The following is an 18,674-nucleotide window of genomic DNA, read 5'->3' as shown; positions in this document are numbered from 1 at the left end:
CCTCCGCCGCATTCGAGAGCTGCTTGCTACTGCCGAGGTAGGCCGCCTGTATCGAGAAGGCGCGGGACTGGCCATCGTCGGCCGGCCCAACGTCGGCAAGTCTAGCCTATTCAATGCCCTGCTGCGCGATGCGCGCGCCATCGTGACCTCAATCCCCGGCACCACGCGCGATCTCCTCGAAGAAGTGATCACGATTCAAGGAGTGCCGGTTCGCATCAGCGACACGGCAGGCTTGCGCCATTCCACCGATGAAGTCGAGCGCATCGGCATGGAACGCGCCCGCGAAGCCCTCTGCACGGCGGATATGACGCTGCTCGTCCTCGACTCCTCGCAGAGGTACACGGAAGAGGACGAATCCCTCGCCCGCGAAGTGCTCGCCCTCGGCAAACCGGCGGTGATTGTATTGAACAAGTGCGACCTCCCCCCCGCTTCCGCTCCCCCAGAGTGGGCAACTGGATTCCATGCCTGCCTCGCGATGTCGGCGAAGTTAGGAACCGGTCTGAAGGACCTTGAGAACACGCTCGGACAACTCCTGCTGGGAGACACCCCAATTTCCGCCGATTACGGCATGCTGACCCGTATCCACCAACGCGACAGCCTCCGTCGCGCCGCCGAAGCCCTCGAACGCCTCCTCTCCAACTACACCGCCTCCCCCGAATTCCTTAGCATCGACCTGCGCGACGCCCTTCAAGCCCTCGGAGAAATCACCGGCGACACCACCCCCGAAGACGTGCTGAATCTCATCTTCTCGCAGTTCTGCATCGGAAAATAGTGCGAGGCAGCGCAGTACGCCCGCTCAAAAGCCCTCTCCCCCCGCCGAACGCGGGTATAACAATAGCAGTGTCGGCATTATTGTCATATTTATTATCACCTTCATTTCTGATCGCCTGTCTCGATTTGACAAACCCGGCCCTGGACGTTACTATACCGTCTAGACGGTTTAGTCTTGAGGGATCATCAAAGTGGCTCGCCCTACATGCAAGCACATCATCTTGGACGCCGCGGAAGGGGTCGTTAGCGAGGTTGGCGCCGCGCACCTAACCCTCGATGCGGTGGCTGAGAAATCGGGGGTGAGCAAGGGCGGAGTCCTCTACCACTTCCCCAACAAGGAAGCTCTCATTGAGGGTATGATGACGCGCCTCATTGACCGTACGCTTAAGATCCGCGACACGGCGATTCAGAAGATGCAAGACGATCCCGCAAGTGAGCTCAAGGCCGAGATCATGGCCTTGCTGGTATGCGGCGAGGCCGACAAGCCCGTTCGTGTTGGAATGCTCGCGGCAGTCGCGAATCACCCCAGTTTGATGTGCATAATCCGAGAGGTACACCGCAAGCGATTTGAATCGCAGTCGCAGTATGCGAATTACGAAAAGCGAGCCCTTCTCCTACTATCTACGTTCGGTCTCTTCTTCCTAGAATTGATGCAGGTATCTCCGTTCTCTGAAGAGCAACGAGCTCGCCTGATAGATTCCTTGTTTCGATTCGCCGACGAAGTGGCAGCGGAATGCTGAATCCGTCTGCGTAATCGAAATACTACTTTCAGTTGAATGGTCATTCTGCTTAAGTGCGCATGCTGCTACCAATAGAGAGACGGCGTGCGAACGGCAGTCAACAGAATTTTAGTTGTCAGCCGCTTCCTTGGGGATGCCGGCATTCCGAACAAACCTTCTTTCAGGACGAATCAAGTATGCGAATAAGATACGTAGCTCTGCTCTTTCTCGCGACAGCAACCCTATCAAATATGGCGTGGTCCGCCGCAGGCCCGCCGCAAGGTCCTGGCCAAGGGCCGCCTCCTCCACCCGAAGTTCTATGCACCGTCGTTGAAAGTAAAACTGTACCCGTGTCCTTCGAGTACGTCGGGATGACGGAGGCATCGAAAACGGTCGAGGTACGCGCGCGTATTCGCGGTTTCCTTGAATCACGCGACTTTCAGGAAGGCACGTTTGTAGAAGCAGGAACCAAGCTATTCACCATCGACCCGCGTTCCTTTCAGGCGGACCAGCAAATTGCCGTCGCTCAGGTGGAGCAAGCGCAAGCACGCCTCAAGCTCGCGGAGCAGGAAGTGAAGCGATTGAAATCGGTCAAGGTGCCCGGTGCCATTGCGGAGAGCGATCTGGACAAACAGGTTGCGGAAGAGGTCAATGCGAAGGCTTCGCTGCAGTTGGCGCAAGCGGAATTGGCCAAAGCAGAACTCGAGCTGAGCTATACGAACGTGATCGCGCCGCTTACGGGATATATCGGCAAAGCGCAAAGAGAAATCGGCAGCTTCGTTGACGAAAGCCAGAATAGCCTTCTCGCCGTCATGCACCAGGTCGACCCGATGTATGTGAGCTTCAAGGTGTCGGAGCGCGAGTACTTGTCATGGCGCAACGACGAACAGAAAGGGAAGCTCAAGCTTGAAGAAGGCACGCAGCCGTATGTCGAAATCACCCTCTTTGACGGGACAGCCTATGACCAGCGCGGCGCGATCAGCTTCGAGTCTCCCGACATTGATATTGTGACGGGAACCCTCGAATTCCGCGCGTCGTTCGAGAACAAGCTCACCCAGCTCAAGCCCGGACAGTTCGTGAAAGTCCATTTGCGCGGCTGGATTCGCCCGGATGCGATCACGGTCCCGCAGCGCGCCGTCAGCCAGTCGCCTCGCGGCCCCTATGTCTATGTGGTGGGAGAAGACAAGAAAGCGGAAATGCGCGTCGTCACCACCGGTGAGTGGAGTGGAACCGACTGGATCATCGAAGACGGCTTGAAACCCGGCGAACGCATCATTGTCGAAGGCTTGACCAAGGTCCGTCCTGACAGCGAAGTTACGCCCTTGCTGGAAGGCGAGCAGCCGGCCCAAGCAACCGGCCAACCGGCCCCTTCGACCGAACAGCCTGCTCCTGCAGCGGAGCAACCTGCCTCCGCGACGGAACAACCGGCCCCTGCGGCAAACAAATAAGGCGGAAGCATGATTTCACGTTTCTTCATTGACCGTCCCGTATTTGCGTCGGTCATTTCGATTGTGATCGTCCTGTGCGGTTTGGGTTCGATGTACTTCTTGCCAATCGAATCCTCGCCCCAGATCGCGCCACCCACCGTGATCATTTCGGCAACCTATCCCGGCGCCGACGCGGAAACCGTCATGCAGTCGGTGGCAACGCCCATCGAACAAGAACTCAGCGGTATCGAGCATCTGCTCTACTACCAGTCGCAGAGTTCCAACGACGGTTCTTTGTCGATCACGCTGACGTTCGATATTAATGCCGACCTGGACATAGCGGCGGTGGAAGTGCAGAACCGTCTTAAGCGAGCGGAACCTCGTTTGCCCCAGGAGGTGGCACGCCAAGGCACGACCGTCGATAAACGGCTGGCGAACTTCCTGGGCGTCGTTGCGCTGCGCTCCGACGATCCCGAACACGACGCCCTGTACCTGAGCAACTACGCCACGATCTATATGCTGGATACGCTGAAGCGTGTGCCCGGCGTGGGCGGTGTAATCGTATTCGGCGGAAAAGATTACACGATGCGTATCTCGCTGAATCCCGACCGCCTCGTTCTCAAGAATCTCACCATGAACGACGTGGCCCAGGCTATTCGCGAACAAAACGGCCAATACGCGGCAGGTCAAATCGGCAACAAGCCCAATCCCAACACACTTGAGTTCACCTTCCCGGTACTCACGCCCGGCCGCCTGAAAACGCCGGAAGAGTTCGAGAACATTATCCTCCGCGCCAATCCAGACGGCTCCATGGTCCAAATCAAGGATGTCGGCACCGTTGAATTGGGCGCGCTCGCGTACAACACCATGGGGCGCTTCGTCGGCGAGCAGACCGCCATCATGGTAGTCACACTTCAGCCGGGCGCGAACTCGTTGAACACGATGAAAGGCGTTCAAGCCTCGTTGAAGGAACTGGAGAAGGCCTTCCCCAAAGGCGTCAGTTACGAGCTTCCTGTCGATATCACGAAGTTCATTCGTGTGTCCATCGAAGAAGTGGCCAAGACGTTCGCGGAAGCGATCCTGCTTGTATTGATCGTGGTGCTCGTCTTCCTCGGAAGCTGGCGAGCCGCGCTCATTCCGCTGCTTGCCGTTCCCGTGGCTATCGTCGGCACCTTCACCGGTCTGATGCTCGTTGGTTTCTCCATCAATACGCTGACGCTCTTCGCGCTTGTGCTCGCCATCGGTATCGTGGTGGACGACGCGATCGTCGTGGTGGAAAACGTCGAACGCATTATGCACGAGGAGCACTTGCCTCCTCGCGAAGCCACCATCAAAGCCATGGATCAGGTGACGGGGCCAATCATCGCGATCGTATTGGTGCTGTCCTCGGTCTACCTGCCCGTCGCGTTCCTGAGCGGAAGTACCGGCGTCATGTACCGGCAGTTCGGCGTCACCATCGCCGTTTCGGTGGCCATCTCCGGCTTGGTCGCGTTGACCCTCAGCCCCGCCCTGTGCCGCTTGCTGCTCAAACCGAATCACAACAAGATCTTCATCTTCCGTTGGTTCGACAGCATGTTCAACGCGTTCGCAGGCATGTTCACCACCACGGCACGTTGGGCAATTCGATTGGGCGTCATCTCCGTGGCCCTTTTCGGTGTCTTGCTGTGGACCACCTACAAGTTGTTCCTCATGACCCCGACCGCCTTCGTACCGCAAGAAGACCAGGGATACTTCATGATAGCGGCCCAGTTGCCGCAAGGCGCGTCGCTCGACCGCACCAGCGCCGTCGTGCATGAGATTGAAGAGTTCCTCAAACAGCAACCGGAGGTGGAAGCCTTCGTGGCCCTGCTCGGCCAGGACCTCCTCTCCAATACCATGACGACCAGCGGCGCGACCATGTTCGTAAACCTCAAGCACTGGTCCGAACGGCCCGGCCCCGAGCATCATGCGGATGCCATCGTGGGGCGCATATTCGGACGATTTGGGAGCATGAAAGAAGCCACCGTTCTCGCATTCGTCCCGCCACCCATCTTCGGATTGGGGCTGCGCGCAGGGTTCGAAGCGCAACTCGAAGGACGCGGCGTCAGCGATATAAAGGAGTTGGCCAAAGCCTCGAGCGATTTCGTCGCCGAGTTGAACAAAGACCCGATGTTCATGGGTGTCAACGCCGTACTGAACATCGGCCAGCCCAAGGTCCGCGTCAATCTCGACTACACGCGGGCAAAGCTGCTCGGTCTACCGATTGCCGACATCTACAACACGCTTCAAGCGTATCTGGGTTCCTATTATGTGAATGACTTCAACATCTACGGGCGCGTTTACCGCGTGCAGATCCAGGCCGATCCGGAGTTCCGCGAGAAACCCGACGATATCCGGCGAATTCACGTACGAAACGAAGCTGGCGAAATGGTTGAGCTTGCCAGTGTTCTCGACGTGTCCATGGAATCCGGGCCCAACGCCGTCAGCCGCTTCAACAGCTTCCCATCCGTGCAGATTACTGGTTCTCCGGGCCAGGGCTTCAGTACGGGCCAATGCATCCAGCGCGTGAAAGAAGTCGCGGCCGCCACGCTTCCTCCGGGATACGCCATTGAATGGAGCGGCGGCTCCTATTTGGAAGAAAAAGCAGGCAGCCAATCCGTCTACATCATCGCGTTCGGCTTAGTCATGGTGTTCCTGGTGCTTGCCGCACAATACGAAAAGTGGTCGCTCCCCTTTGCCGTACTGCTGGCTGTTCCCTTCGGCGCATTTGGCGCCGTGGTCACCGTCTACCTACGTCATACGGCCGCAGACATCTACTTCCAAATCGGTCTCCTTACGCTCGTGGGACTCGCGGCAAAGAACGCTATCCTGATCGTCGAGTTCTGCTCCAAGCTGCGCGAAGAAGGAAAAGGAATCGTAGAATCCGCGTTGATTGCCGCGCGCCTGAGACTTCGTCCGATCGTCATGACATCGCTGGCGTTTATCTTGGGCGTGCTGCCCTTGGTTACCAGCCAGGGTGCAGGCGCGGCCGGCCGTCACTCCATCGGCTCGACAGTGATGGGCGGAATGATTTCGGCCACATTCTTGGCGGTGTTCTTTGTGCCCCTGTTCTTCGTCATCATCCAGGGTATCAGCGAAGTTCGCCTCTGGAAGAAGCACGACGACGAGAGCGCCGTTGAGGCAGATTAGGAGCTGGCACGATGACCTTTCACAAAAAAACAACGGTGTTTCCTCGGGAGCATATGAATATGTCTAAGCGCGTTATTGCGGTCGCGATTGCCGCGACCGCAGTCCTTGCTGGCTGCATGACGGGCCCCGATTACAAACGGCCCGATGTCAAAATGCCAGAGAAGTGGACGGCCACCCTGGAAAAGGGCGAGTCTGGAGCCACCACCGTAGCCACGTGGTGGACCACGCTCAATGACCCCGTCCTCAACAGCCTCGTGGAACGCAGCGCACAGAAGAACCACGACCTGCGCATCGCGGAAGCCCGTGTTCGCGAGGCGCGCGCCGCGAGGGGCCTCGTCGCGTCCGCGCTCTGGCCTACGCTGGATGTATCCGGTTCTTACACGCGAAGCCAGGCCGTAAAGCAGAAGACGCAATCTTCGGGCTTCCCCCTGTCCACCGGTTTGTCTCTTTCACCCACTGGCATCACGCGCACGACAACATTCCGCGGACAGAACGGCTCCATCACGAGTTCGCGCACGACGACGCAATCAGGCTCGCAGTCCGGGACCAACTTGGCGTTCACTCCTTCTGCAAAACAAAGCGCGCCGGACCGCACGACTGACCTCTTCCAGACCGGTTTCGACGCTAGCTGGGAACTGGATTTGTTCGGCGGCAATCGCCGCGCGCTCGAAGCTGCCGACGCCGACATCGAAGCGGTCGACGAGTTCCGCCGCGACGTGCTCGTATCGCTCATATCGGAAGTGGCCCTCAACTACATCGAATTGCGCAGCGCACAGAACCGGCTCGATATCACGAACAAGAACATCAAGGCGCAGGAAGAAACGCTCAAGCTCACGCGCGACCGCTTTACGGCGGGTCTCAGCAGCGAATTGGATGCCGTACGCGCCGAGTCGCTCCTTTCGACGACCCAGTCTCAAATACCGATGCTGGAAACCCAGGTAGACATGTCCATCCATCGATTAAGCGTCCTGCTTGGCGCCGAACCGGGAGCCTTAATGGAAGAACTGAAGCCCTCCGCGAAGCTGCCCACGCCCCCCGCGGAAGTCCCCGTCGGGCTGCCGTCTGACCTGCTCCGGAGACGCCCGGATATCCGCCAGGCGGAACGAGAACTGGCCGCCGCAACTGCCCGCATCGGCGAAGCGCAAGCCGACCTCTTTCCGAAGTTCATGCTGACGGGCGCGTTTGGAGGCCGCAGCGACGCGCTTGGGAGTGTATTGAGCGGAGCGAACCAGATCTGGTCCTTTGGCCCCAGTATCCGCCTGCCCATATTCGAAGGTGGACGCATTCGCGCTAACATCGAAGTACAGAACGCGCGGGAAGAGCAGGCAGCAATCGCCTACGAACGCAGCATTCTGCTCGCGTTAGAAGACGTCGAGAATGGCCTGGTTTCGTATTCGAAAGAACAGGTGCGGCGCAAATCACTCGAAGACGCCGTGAAATCGAATGAAACTGCCGTGACTCTGGCAAACGAACGCTATATCCGCGGTCTCGAAGGCTTCTTGAACGTCCTGCAGGCGCAGCAAGAGCTCTTCCAGACGGAAGACCAGCTTGTGCAGAGCGAGAGCTACGTGCTCACCAACCTCGTGTCTTTGTACAAGGCGCTCGGCGGCGGCTGGGAACTCAACGCCCCCGAGGCACAATCGCCGTCAACTTCAAAATAGCATCCCGCCATCGGCCTGCCATTGCGCGAATTGTGTGTGGCAGGCCTTTTCGTTTTTCCAATTCCCGCTCGATACCCGTCCTGTTCCCACATCTTCCAGGTTTCTCGTTCTCCAAGCGTGGTATGATTCCTACAAAGGCATGGGACAGCCAGGGAGAGAGTACATGATTCTTCACGACCTGATGCACACAGCCATCAACAAGCGCGCATCCGATATCCATCTGAAGACCGACAACCCGCCGATCTTTCGGATCGACGGTTCGCTCGTGCGGGAGGACGCCCCCAAGCTCACCGAAAGCAACATCATGGAAATGCTCGCGTCCATTGCACGGCCAACCGATATCGAGAAATACAAAAAGGTCATGGAACTCGACCTTTCCTACATGCTCGAAGACATCGCCCGTTTTCGCGTAAACGTGTGCCGCGACGATGGCGATACACGAATCGTCCTCCGTATCATCCCGATGCAGATCAAGACCATCGATGAACTGGGCCTTCCCGAAGTACTGCGCAAGATCAGTCAGAACGTCAACGGCCTTGTGTTAGTGACCGGCGTCACCGGTAGCGGTAAGTCCACGTCGTTGGCGGCCATGATCGACGAAATCAATTCGACTCGCCCGGTTCACATTGTGACGATCGAAGATCCGCTGGAATTTCTTCACAAAGACAAGACGGCCGTTATTACCCAGCGCGAAGTCGGACACGACACCCTGTCCTTCGCGAACGCCCTTCGCGGTGCGCTGCGCCAAGACCCCGACGTGATTCTCATCGGTGAAATGCGCGACGCCGAGACCGTGCGCACGGCCTTGGCATCAGCCGAGACCGGCCACCTTGTGTTCTCGACCTTGCACACCGTCGACGCGGTGGAAACCCTTAACCGCATCATGGACTTCTTCGAACCGCACCAACAGACGCAAATTCGCAAACAGTTGGCCAGCGTGCTGCGCGCCGTAATTTCTCAGCGCCTCCTTCCGCTCAAAGAAGGCGTTGGCCGAACCGTCGCGGCAGAAGTCCTCATCGGTAACCGGACCGTGCGCGAGTTCATCGAACAAGGACGTTCGTTCAAAGAGATCACGAAACTTATCGAAGAAGGCATGGAACAATACGGTATGCAGTCATTCGACCAAGCCTTGTTCGATCTGTGGAAGAGCGGAAAGATCTCCGCGCAAGTCGCGCTCAACAACAGCACAAGCCCGCGCGACCTCAAACTCCGCATGCAAGGTATGCGCACCGCGTAATCCGAATCGCACCGAAAACCAGCAATGACGCCCCTACCGTCATTCCCGCGCAAACGGGAATCTGTCTTTCTGTTGTGACAGGGTTTCTTCTGTTGTTACACGGTCTCCTGACCCTGTCACTTCGTGCGACCGTTGGGTCTCCCCTCATCGCATCACCAACGCCTTTCTGTTGTGACAGGGTCTCCCGACCCTGTCACTTCATGCGACCGCCAGGTCTCCCCTCATCGCAACAGCAACGCCGGCAAGAGACCTTTCTGTTGTGACAGGGTCTCCCGACCCTGTCACTTCATGCGACCGCCAGGTCTCCTCTCCACCGCCACAACTATGCCGACAAGAGACCACCTCAACATTCCGTAAGCGCAGACGAGCCGGTTCGCACCATGCCACGCGTCACCCATAATCCGCGATGTATACCACGCCGCGCTCGGCGATCGCGGCGTTACTCAACGACCTGTGCCTCGTATCGACACACACCCCACCTGTCATAACGAGCGGGGGATCGCGCGAGCGCGGTTTTCAGTGGTAGAAACAGAAGCCAAGCGGATGGCCTTTACTCTTGAGTGCCGTAGGCACGGCAGACTCCAGCCTGGGGTGAGATTCGCGTCGTTGACGCGAACCGAAACCCCAGGTACCCGCCCCTAACCAAACATGAGCCCTGTAAGGGCGAAAGCAACTCACGTCGTCCAATTCCTTGAAGCGACAACGTAGTATCTGACCAAGAATCACGCTCCACCTGTCATCCTGAGTCCGCCTCCGGCGGACGAAGGATCTGGCTTAGTATCGCGTCCTTCTCGCGCCAATCTCATCACTACAACATCGCAACCACCATTCGCACTCGCCAACTTAAAACAAGGGAAAAGGCGCTCGCCCGTAATTGGAGGCAAGCGCCTTTTTTTACTCAGTCAGATTTCTCTCAATGGCTATTTGGGAGCAGGAGCTGGAGGAGCTGGAGGAGCTGGAGGAGCGGTAGGAGCGCCCGGCACCGGGCCAGCCCCGCCGCCAAAACGGCCTCGCCCGCCCCGCATCGTCGTCTTCTCACTCCAGATGCTGAGCTGCTCCGCAGACAACACCTTGCCAAGATCCTCATCCAGCTTCTTCTTGAGCGACGTCATCTTCTCACGCATGCTTTCGCGCATTGCTTCGCGATCTGCACCCGTCTTCGCTCGCACTTCCTCTCGCAGCTTGCTGCTGTCCGCTATATAAGCGAGCACAATTTTCGCCGCTTCGGCGCTCTTCGCGTCATCGAGCTTCATATCACCAAGCACCACCGTCATAATGTCCCACTGAAAACTAAACGAACCAAGCGTCGTCATCGCCTTGGCAACTTGGTCTTCCTTCAAGAACGCTTTCAAGGCAGTCGCGAGCTTGCCAGCTTCTGCGTCATTCAGTTCACGCATCGCTTCCATTCCGCCCGGTCCTCTTTGACCGCCTGCTTCGCTCCTCTTCGCGCGGACTGCATTCATCTGACTCTCGCGTGCCGCCTTGTAAGCATCGACCAATTTGGCGGAAAGATCGTCTGCGAGCCCCAACTCCTTGCCGACGGCTTTCGCTTCCGTTGCCCACGCGCCTGCCATCTGTTCGGGACTAAACTGAGGTCCTCCGGGTCCACCAGGACCGCCCCCACCCGGAGCTTGCGCAAAACTCATTGGTGAGCAGACGACCAGGGCCGCGACGCCAATACCCAGCATCGCCAAGCGCCATCCGCTGACTCTCGTTCGAGTGTACATCGGGATTCCTCCTTCTTGATGATTTTGCCGGAAGTCATCAAAGACTCCGGTCACCTTGCCCTAGCCTCTATCACTTCCTGGTTTCATACGCTCCATTCTGACCGGAGCGGCAATGCACTATTTCTCAGGGTGACTTTCCTTCGGCGCCTGCGCGTCGCCGCGAGGACGCCACTTCCCGCGCATCTTCTCGTACTCAACAACCCACGCCTTCGCCTGTTCCGGCGTCAGTATGGTCTCCACGCTCTTGCGCACCGCTTCAAACTCCGCTTCTACACGCGGCGCGACTTCAGCCCGGATTGCCGCCAATTGCTTGGAATGCTCTTCCATGACCGCAAAGATTTTCTGCTTCTGCTCGGGATTCAACCCGTACTTCTGCTCCATATCGTCCGCGATGTACTGCGCCATGTTCTCTGGCCGATGCCTAGGTGGCCGATCGTCGCGGTCTTGCATAACGAAGGCCGTGCCCACGCTTCCGATGACCGCCCCGCACACCAAGATCATGAGGCTGAAAAGAAGACTGCGCACCCACGCGCGGCTTGGCGCCGTCCCCAGGAATTCGTTCTCACCAGTGCTTTCTGTCATTGCACAATCCTCGACTAGAACCCTATGGGCGGCACAATTTCAAAAAGGGCTTCAAGGGAGCTCCCAAGATTCGAGAGCAGTTGAAGACCCAACACAGCCACCAATGGCGTCACAACACACGAGCCTACCGCCACAAAACGCAACGTCCGTTCCGACGCAATCTCCGCCGCCCGCACGCGCATCATCACCCGCGGTGCCACATGAATCTCCGGCGGCCGGTCTTCTCGCACACAATGCGCGAGCCGCTCGAAATCAGCCAACGGATCATGAACGCCCATGTGAGGAATCCTCCATCTCGAGCAGTAGCGTCTTCAACCGCTTGCGTGCGCGAAAGGCGCGAACCTTCACCAACGAAGTAGACCAGCCCATTCGTTCCGCAATCTCATTGGTTGAACACCCCTCGAAATACTGCAGCGTCAAAACAAGTCGGTCCTTGGGGTCCAGCATTTCCAATACCCGGTACATATACTCGGCGGAATCCGTAGGCTCGGTCTTGGTAATGCCTGTCTCTCCCGCCGAACCCCACTGCATGAAGCGGGCATTCCGAAGGCGGTCGCGGCGCGCTCTTCTCCAGCTCCGGTAACCCACGCGCGTGGCAATCGTCCGCAGCCACGGGAAAAAGGGGGCATCGGCCCGGAATCGCCGCAAGCTGAAATAGGCCTCGACGAAGGTATCTTGAACCAGTTCTTCCAGTACGACCCTGTCTCTCGTAAACCGCCACAGAATCGCGGTCACCGAAGCCTCGTACCGCTGAATCAGTTGGGCAAACGCATTCTTGTCGTGCTTCAAACACGCGTGGATTAGCGCATGGTCTGAGACGTTCTCCGTTGTGACATCGCGATTTGCCATCAAATGCAGACCGCTAACCTCTGGAATCTCGGAAGTCGCACAAACGTTGTCCTCAGCCCACCCACGAACAGGCATGAGCGCCGCGCTTCCGAAAGAGCTGTTCTGCGCGTACATTCGCCTGCCCAAGAGACCCATCTCCGCGATCATCGCCTTCCCTTCTATCCGTTCACCAGCTATCAACCAAACACATCCGTGGTTCCGGTTCCATGCACTCGAGCCCGCATATCAATGATGAGGATGAAAGTCGAACATCCGCATAATCCCCGCCATCTTCTTGCTGATTGGCGCTTCTCCAGGATAGCGGATAAACGATACATGACCATCCATGTAAAGCACATTGCCTCCGCCGGGGACATGATTGAACTGCGAGGTCGCCACAGCTACGTTATCATACATCACAAAGATCTCGCTGGCCGCTTTCGCGTCCGCCGCGGGGTTGTTAATATCACTGATCAGGAATCGCTCGATCCCTTGACGAAGCCTGTAAATCGTCGTTCCCCCGCCGTTTCCATTCCCTTCCTCGACCGTCTTATCACTGTCCGCCTCCTGCATGAATGCCTCCGGATCGTGGGTCATGTGGAAAGGCATGGTCGACGAAATCACGCTGTGCGCCAAATTCAGAAGTTGCGCGGGCCCTTCCGCGAAATCGACTGCGTCCGCCGCGGACAGTCCCAGCATGTCCGCAATCATGAAGAGTGGAAGGGCAAAGTCCATGGGCGAATCGTCGGAGACGCGATCCAGCATCCACGGCACATACGTATAGCTCGCGTCGATGGCCTCCACCCCTTCTTGGCGGTTTCCTTCCACTTTGTTCACCAACGTCAGGACTCCGTCCGAAGTGCGGTGGTTGTCCAGGCTATCGCTCGCGTCAGACGGACAGAAGATGATTGCCGGATCGGTAAGGTACTCCGGATAGACCGAACTAACCAGCGGTCCCCATGCAAAACACGCGCGGAATCCGCACCCCAGTTCCAACTCCAACGGCGGAAACTTCTCGCCCTTCGATTCGCCCGAATACATCGAATACACAAGTCCCCACTGCTTCAGATTGTTCGCGCAGGATGCCCGCCGCGCCGCTTCTCGTGCGCGGGCCAACGCGGGCAGCAGCAGGGATGCAAGAATGCCTATGATGGCAATGACGACCAGCAATTCGATAAGAGTAAATCCACTCTTCTTCATGATGACACTTCCTTCCCGCATCGTTCTGATGCGTCGGCCCTCTTCCCTATCAGACGTTCTGTTTCAACGATGCTCTGTCTTTCTACGCTACGCCTGTCACATAGGGGGCGGGCCTGGAGGACCCTGCATGTTTCGTCTCCGCTCCTCCATTCGCTTCATCGCCTTATCGAAACGCTCCTGTTGCTCGGGAGTCATCTCAGCTTTCAGTTCCTTCTGGCGGTCTTCGCTCATTCCCATGGGGCCTCGCGGAGGTCCACCTTCGCCGCCGGGCCCGCCAGGAGGCGGTCCCCCTTGACCTCTGCGCATCCCGAACCGGCCTGGGCCGCCGCCGGGGCCACCCATTGCCCCCGGGCCCATCTTCTCGAATTCGGCCTGTTGTTCCGGTGTCAGCACGCCTTTGATCTGTTCGCGCACCGCCTGCATCCTCTCCATAAACCCTTGCGGGCCACCGGATGGAGGCATCCCCCCCTGCATCTCCGCATTTTGTGCCAGTAGAATGTCCGCGATTTGCTGGGTCTGCTCGTCGCTGAGGCCAAGTCGTTCCTGCATCTGGTCAGCGCGCTGCATCGCCTTGATCTCTGCCGCGCGCTCCGGGTGCGCCTCCAATTCGGAGGGCCCTGACTGTTTGGTGGCGCTCGTCACGCCGGCGTACACCAGATAGCCGACAAATAAGACGGCATAGACCGCCCCGATGCCTGCCAAGGCATACTTCACTCGCTTGCTTGTCAACCAATTCATAGTTGGAGTCCCTTCACCAGCCCGTGGTGGCTTCTCCACATATAGTTGTCAGCACGCGGGTGTAGAGTTACAGGCAGGCGGAAAATACAGGCGGGACTTGGTGTACTACGTATACCTTACGCATGGGGATGTGTTTCGCGATAAACCTGCTTCAACCGGTCAATGCTCACGTGCGTGTAGATCTGCGTGCTCGACAGACTCTCGTGCCCCAGAAGTTCCTGCACAACCCGAAGATCGGCGCCCGCGTCAAGCATGTGCGTGGCAAACGTATGACGCAACGTGTGCGGCGAGACCTCGCGCCGTCCCGGCAACACCGCGCGCACGTAACGTTCCACGATGCGCTGCACGCTGCGCGTGGTCAATGGCCCTCCGCGAAAGTTGACGAACAGCCGTTCGTGTTTGGGCTGATTGAACCCGCCGCGAACCCGCAAATACGCGTTGATGGCGTCCGTTGCGGGCGCTCCCAAATATGCGATGCGCTGCTTGCGGCGCTTGCCCATCACGAGGATCGTTCCACCGACCAAGTCCACGTCGCGAATCGCCAATCCTGCCAGTTCCGCGGCCCGGATGCCGCTGGAATACAGCGTCTCCAAAACGGCACGGTCGCGCACGCCTAGCGGGTCGTTAAGGTCCGGCGCTTCCAAGAGCGCGGACACTTCGGGAATGCTGAGAACATCGGGTAAGTCGCGGGCCAGCTTGGGCGATCGCACGGCCTGCGCCGGGTTGGTCTCCAGCGCTCCAGACCGCAGGAAGTAGCGGTACGCGGCCCGGATAGACGCCAGTTTTCGCGCCGACGTACGCGGCGTTCCTCCCGCCGTCTGCACGTGAGCCAGAAAAGCGCGCACGTCGTTACGCGTCGCACGGGCCAGCGCCTTAAACGTTGCAGGCGGGTGGAGTTCCTCGGGGTCGCGCTCAAACGAGTCGGGGCCTCGCTCGACGTAATCGCAAAACTGGTCCAGGTCCGCCAGATAGGCCCGTACTGTGTGCGGCGAAAAGCCCCGCTCCGTCTCCAGGTAGACGACAAACCGCTCAATGGCAGGTTCGTCGGCGGTGCTCACGATTCCTCGCTAAGAAGCTCTTCCTCGAAAGCGCAACTCGGTACCGGGCACTTCCGTACGGTCGGCTTGCTTTTGGACTTAATCACCATCGTCCATGGATTACTGCATTTCGCACACGCAACGCTCTTGTCCACGGTGCCGAAAGCCGTGAAATCGCATTCCGGATACTTGTCGCATCCAATGAAGCGGCGGCGTTTCGCCAGTTTGGGGACCAGATTGCCACCGCATCCCGGACGCGGACACGTCAGCCCCAGTTCCATTGGCCGCGTGAACTTGCACTTGGGATACGCGCTGCATCCGTAGAACTCTTCGCCCATGCGGCTTTTGCGAATCAACAACATGGCGCCGCACGTCGGGCATTTCTGGTCGGTCTTCTTCGGCGGCTCTTTTGGCGGCGCTTCCACCTTGTTGCCCTGCTTGTCGACGTTGTGCGTATTCTTGCACTTGGGGTACGTCGAGCAAGCCATAAACTTCCCAAAACGTCCGCTGCGAATCACCATGGGCGCGCCGCACTTGTCGCACACCTCGTCCGTAGGTTCGGCGGCCTCTGTGCGCTTCAGGCTGACACGCCCGTCGCACTTCGGATGCTTGACGCACCGCATATAGAGCCCGAAGAACCCTTCGGCGACCTCAAGCGCGCCGCCGCATTTTGGACACGCGGCATTTTCGCCAAGCCGCTCATCGATTACACGCTTCTGAGCGGAGGTCAAGTCCTTCGAGAAGCTCACGTAAAAATCGCGAATCAAGTCGTGCCACTCGCGCGTGCCTTCTTCCACGTGGTCCAAGTCCGATTCGAGCTGCGCGGTGAAACTGATGTCCAGGATATCCGGGAAGTCGCGCACCAAGGCCTCGTTGACGCGTTCGCCGAGTTCGGTCGGCGTGAGACGACCCTTTTCGCGCGCCACGTATCCGCGCTCCATGATCGTATTGATCGTCGGCGCGTACGTGCTGGGACGGCCGATTCCATTCTCCTCAAGCGCCCGGATCAGGCTCGCTTCGCTGAACCGGGGCGGCGGCTTCGTGAAATGCTGTTCCGGCTTGAGTTCCTGAACCGACAGCTCGTCATTCGGGTTCAATTCTGGAAGAAGCCCAGCCGTCGCGTCTTCGCCGTCCTTCCCATTGGTCTTGTCTTCCTGCGTCTCTTCGTAGAGCGACGTGAATCCCGGAAACTTCATCACGCTGCCCGTCGCCCGGAATCCGTAGTCTCCCGCCTCGATATCCACCGTAGTCTGATCCAGAACGGCCGGCGCCATCTGACTGGCCACAAAACGCATCCAGATCAACGTATACAGCTTGATCTGCTCCGCATCGAGATACGGCGCAACCTTCTCCGGGGTCCGCGACGGTACCGTGGGACGAATCGCTTCGTGCGCGTCCTGAGCGCCTTTCTTCGTCGCATAGAAATTGGGCTTTTCCGGCAACATCGCGGGCGGATGATTCTCGCGAATATAAGCCCGCACCTCTTCCAGCGCTTCCGCTGCAATGCGGGTTGAGTCCGTACGCATGTACGTGATTAGACCGTCATGCCCCTCGGGACCCAACTCAAGGCCTTCGTACAATTGCTGCGCCAGCACCATCGTCTTGCGCGGCGAAAATCCAAGCTTTCGTGACGCTTCCTGCTGCAGCGAGCTCGTGATAAACGGCGGATAGGGGCGCCGCCGCACTTCTTTCTTATCAACGGCGTTGACCTTGAACGGCACACCTTCGAGACCCTTCAGAATCTGCTGGATCTGGGCTTCGTTCCCGATCTCGGCCTTTTCGCCTCGAATCTTCGCGAGACGCGCCGTGAAGATCTCCTTGCGTTCCGTCTCCAGAAGTGCGTCGAGCGTCCAATACTCGACCGCCACAAACGCGCGGATTTCCGCCTCGCGCTCGCATACCATCCGCACGGCCACAGACTGTACCCGGCCCGCGCTCAAACCCTTCTTCATGGTCCATTGCAGCAGGGGGCTGATCTTGTATCCGACTAAACGGTCCAACACCCGGCGCGCCTGCTGGGCGTTCACCAAATTCAGATCCAGTTCGCGGGGATGCTGGGTGGCTTCGCGCACGCTGCGCTTCGTGATCTCGTTGAAGACGATACGCTGCACAGGCTTCTTGGTCTTCTTCAGCAACTCGGCCACATGCCAGCCGATGGCCTCACCCTCGCGGTCAGGGTCTGAAGCAAGCAAAATGAGGTCGACCTTGGAGGCCGCCTCCTGCAAAGCCTTCACGGCCTTCTGAGAGTCCTTCAACGTGACATACTTGGGCTGGAAATTGTTGTCGACGTCCACGCCCAAATCGTTTTTGGGCAGGTCACGGACATGCCCAAAACTCGCCCGGACAATGTACTTGTTGCCAAGAAAACGATGGATGGTCTTCGCCTTCGCGGGCGATTCCACGACCACCAAACACTTCTCCATGGTGTATTCACACTCCTTCGATTCGACGGAACAAGCGCATTTAGGTTGCGCAACTCATTATTTAGCCGGACTTACAGTCCATCGCGTGCGCGGCTCGAATACCCAAGCGGAGCGCACAAGTGCCCGCCAGGAATCGGTGCTGTGCCAAACGAAACCAAACCAGTCTGGCAGACTATAACGATTCTCACCCGTTTGCTCAATCCCCAACCGCAGCGGAATCTTCGCGGGGCGGGCTTGCAAGAAAAAGACGAAGACGCCGCACCCCAAGAGGATGGGCGTCTCTCGGTGACAACCTCAACTTCTAGTGGAGCGTCTGGCTATCGCCTTCCAGCACGCCAAAAATCGTTTGCTGAGATTCGACGTCGCGTCCGCCGCAGACGACCCACGAGAGCAAATAATCCAACTCATCCAGCCCGACCAAACCGTCGAAATGGTTCAACCGGTCCAGAATCATCTCCCGCTCATAGGGATCGATGAGTCCATACATATCCAGACGGGCAAGCGCGTCGCGCGCCTCCGGCAATAGCTTGTATTCCTCAAGCAAAGACAGCGTGCGGACTGGCACACGACTGAGCGCATTTTCGCGAGAAACCGAAAGAAATCGCGGCGCTACAAGCTTAATCGCGGCATCAATATCCCGCTTTTTGTACCCTTGGCCGGTCAACCAGGACCGAATTCCGTTCTCAGTCGGCACTGCATCTGGCTGTTCCTCGAGTCGTTTGAGGATCACATCCACCAGCTTCGTTACCAATTGCTTCATTCAACACTCCCATGGCCCGCCCCTGCGAGCTCTCGAAGGGTACGTCTGACGCATATTCTAGGTGCCCCAGCTTTTCGTGTCAACTTGGCGGCGTACCATCGGCGATTTACCGCTTCAGTAGATTCCCGCTTGAGGCAACAGGCTCGGCGGCCATGATCCGCCACACTCCTTCTCGTGTCCAGCTCGCCCGGCTACCGACACGTGCATCCGCGAAGACCGGCCGTACCGAACCCATCCCAAAAGCTCTTTCAAACGTGTGGCAAGGACTTCCGATCCAGCCGCTCCCAGTCTCAGGTTCCTCTCGGGTCACCGCCGTCATGCGCATCTGGTTCGCGAAAGACGTCAAAGCACACCAAATTTGCACGCCCACATTCAATCCTTAACTAAGTACTAACC

Annotated in this window: 15 protein-coding genes; 6 read left to right on the top strand and 9 right to left on the bottom strand. The window is 58.2% G+C overall.

What is annotated here, in order from left to right; translation table 11 throughout:
* The 6 genes from K1Y02_17800 to K1Y02_17775 all read left to right on the top strand — a co-directional run.
* On the top strand, window positions 1–772 hold a 772-nt coding region (locus K1Y02_17800), incomplete at its 5' end, for a GTP-binding protein (GenBank protein ID MBX7258221.1).
* Window positions 773–962: 190 nt separating this feature from the next.
* On the top strand, window positions 963–1,511 hold the full coding sequence (locus tag K1Y02_17795; GenBank protein MBX7258220.1) for a TetR/AcrR family transcriptional regulator; helix-turn-helix transcriptional regulator: 549 nt from the start codon (window positions 963–965) through the stop codon (window positions 1,509–1,511).
* Window positions 1,512–1,687: 176 nt separating this feature from the next.
* A complete protein-coding gene (locus K1Y02_17790; protein MBX7258219.1) occupies window positions 1,688–2,938 on the top strand; it encodes an efflux RND transporter periplasmic adaptor subunit in 1,251 nt (416 codons plus the stop codon).
* Between the two features lie 9 nt (window positions 2,939–2,947).
* Entirely contained in the window at window positions 2,948–6,085 is a 3,138-nt protein-coding gene (locus K1Y02_17785) for a multidrug efflux RND transporter permease subunit (GenBank protein ID MBX7258218.1), read from the top strand.
* Window positions 6,086–6,144: 59 nt separating this feature from the next.
* A complete protein-coding gene (locus K1Y02_17780) occupies window positions 6,145–7,746 on the top strand; it encodes an efflux transporter outer membrane subunit (protein MBX7258217.1) in 1,602 nt (533 codons plus the stop codon).
* Between the two features lie 163 nt (window positions 7,747–7,909).
* The gene (locus K1Y02_17775) at window positions 7,910–8,983 is read left to right on the top strand and encodes a PilT/PilU family type 4a pilus ATPase (protein ID MBX7258216.1); all 1,074 of its coding nucleotides are present in this window, start codon (window positions 7,910–7,912) and stop codon (window positions 8,981–8,983) included.
* A gap of 920 nt (window positions 8,984–9,903) precedes the next feature.
* Here K1Y02_17775 and K1Y02_17770 read toward each other — a convergent pair.
* From K1Y02_17770 to K1Y02_17730, 9 genes are all read right to left on the bottom strand, one after another.
* Window positions 9,904–10,710: a hypothetical protein gene (locus tag K1Y02_17770; GenBank protein ID MBX7258215.1), complete on the bottom strand. Its 807-nt coding sequence runs from the start codon at window positions 10,708–10,710 to the stop codon at window positions 9,904–9,906.
* 117 nt (window positions 10,711–10,827) lie between these two features.
* Window positions 10,828–11,292 (bottom strand): hypothetical protein, encoded by a 465-nt coding sequence (locus tag K1Y02_17765; protein ID MBX7258214.1) that lies wholly within the window; start codon window positions 11,290–11,292, stop codon window positions 10,828–10,830.
* Window positions 11,293–11,306: 14 nt separating this feature from the next.
* Entirely contained in the window at window positions 11,307–11,570 is a 264-nt protein-coding gene (locus K1Y02_17760; GenBank protein MBX7258213.1) for a hypothetical protein, read from the bottom strand.
* The gene (locus tag K1Y02_17755; protein ID MBX7258212.1) at window positions 11,557–12,288 is read right to left on the bottom strand and encodes a sigma-70 family RNA polymerase sigma factor; all 732 of its coding nucleotides are present in this window, start codon (window positions 12,286–12,288) and stop codon (window positions 11,557–11,559) included. Before K1Y02_17755 ends, K1Y02_17760 begins: the two co-directional genes overlap by 14 nt.
* Window positions 12,289–12,366: 78 nt before the next feature.
* Window positions 12,367–13,320, bottom strand: a complete 954-nt coding sequence (locus tag K1Y02_17750; GenBank protein MBX7258211.1) for a DUF1559 domain-containing protein — start codon at window positions 13,318–13,320, stop codon at window positions 12,367–12,369.
* Window positions 13,321–13,416: 96 nt separating this feature from the next.
* A complete protein-coding gene (locus tag K1Y02_17745; GenBank protein ID MBX7258210.1) occupies window positions 13,417–14,058 on the bottom strand; it encodes a hypothetical protein in 642 nt (213 codons plus the stop codon).
* Between the two features lie 116 nt (window positions 14,059–14,174).
* On the bottom strand, window positions 14,175–15,119 hold the full coding sequence (locus K1Y02_17740) for a tyrosine recombinase XerC (GenBank protein ID MBX7258209.1): 945 nt from the start codon (window positions 15,117–15,119) through the stop codon (window positions 14,175–14,177).
* Window positions 15,113–17,518 carry a type I DNA topoisomerase gene (topA, locus tag K1Y02_17735; GenBank protein ID MBX7258208.1) on the bottom strand — a complete coding sequence of 802 codons (2,406 nt, stop codon included), beginning with the start codon at window positions 17,516–17,518 and terminating at the stop codon, window positions 15,113–15,115. The genes K1Y02_17740 and topA overlap by 7 nt, the downstream gene beginning before the upstream one ends.
* 301 nt (window positions 17,519–17,819) lie before the next feature.
* Window positions 17,820–18,278, bottom strand: coding sequence for a DUF494 domain-containing protein (locus K1Y02_17730; GenBank protein ID MBX7258207.1), 459 nt, complete (start codon window positions 18,276–18,278; stop codon window positions 17,820–17,822).
* Window positions 18,279–18,674 lie beyond the last annotated feature (396 nt).

This window comes from Candidatus Hydrogenedentota bacterium (assembly GCA_019695095.1).
GTDB lineage: Bacteria > Hydrogenedentota > Hydrogenedentia > Hydrogenedentales > SLHB01 > JAIBAQ01.
Note: the sequence above shows the minus strand (reverse complement) of the source record. Positions and strands in the feature narration are given on the sequence as shown.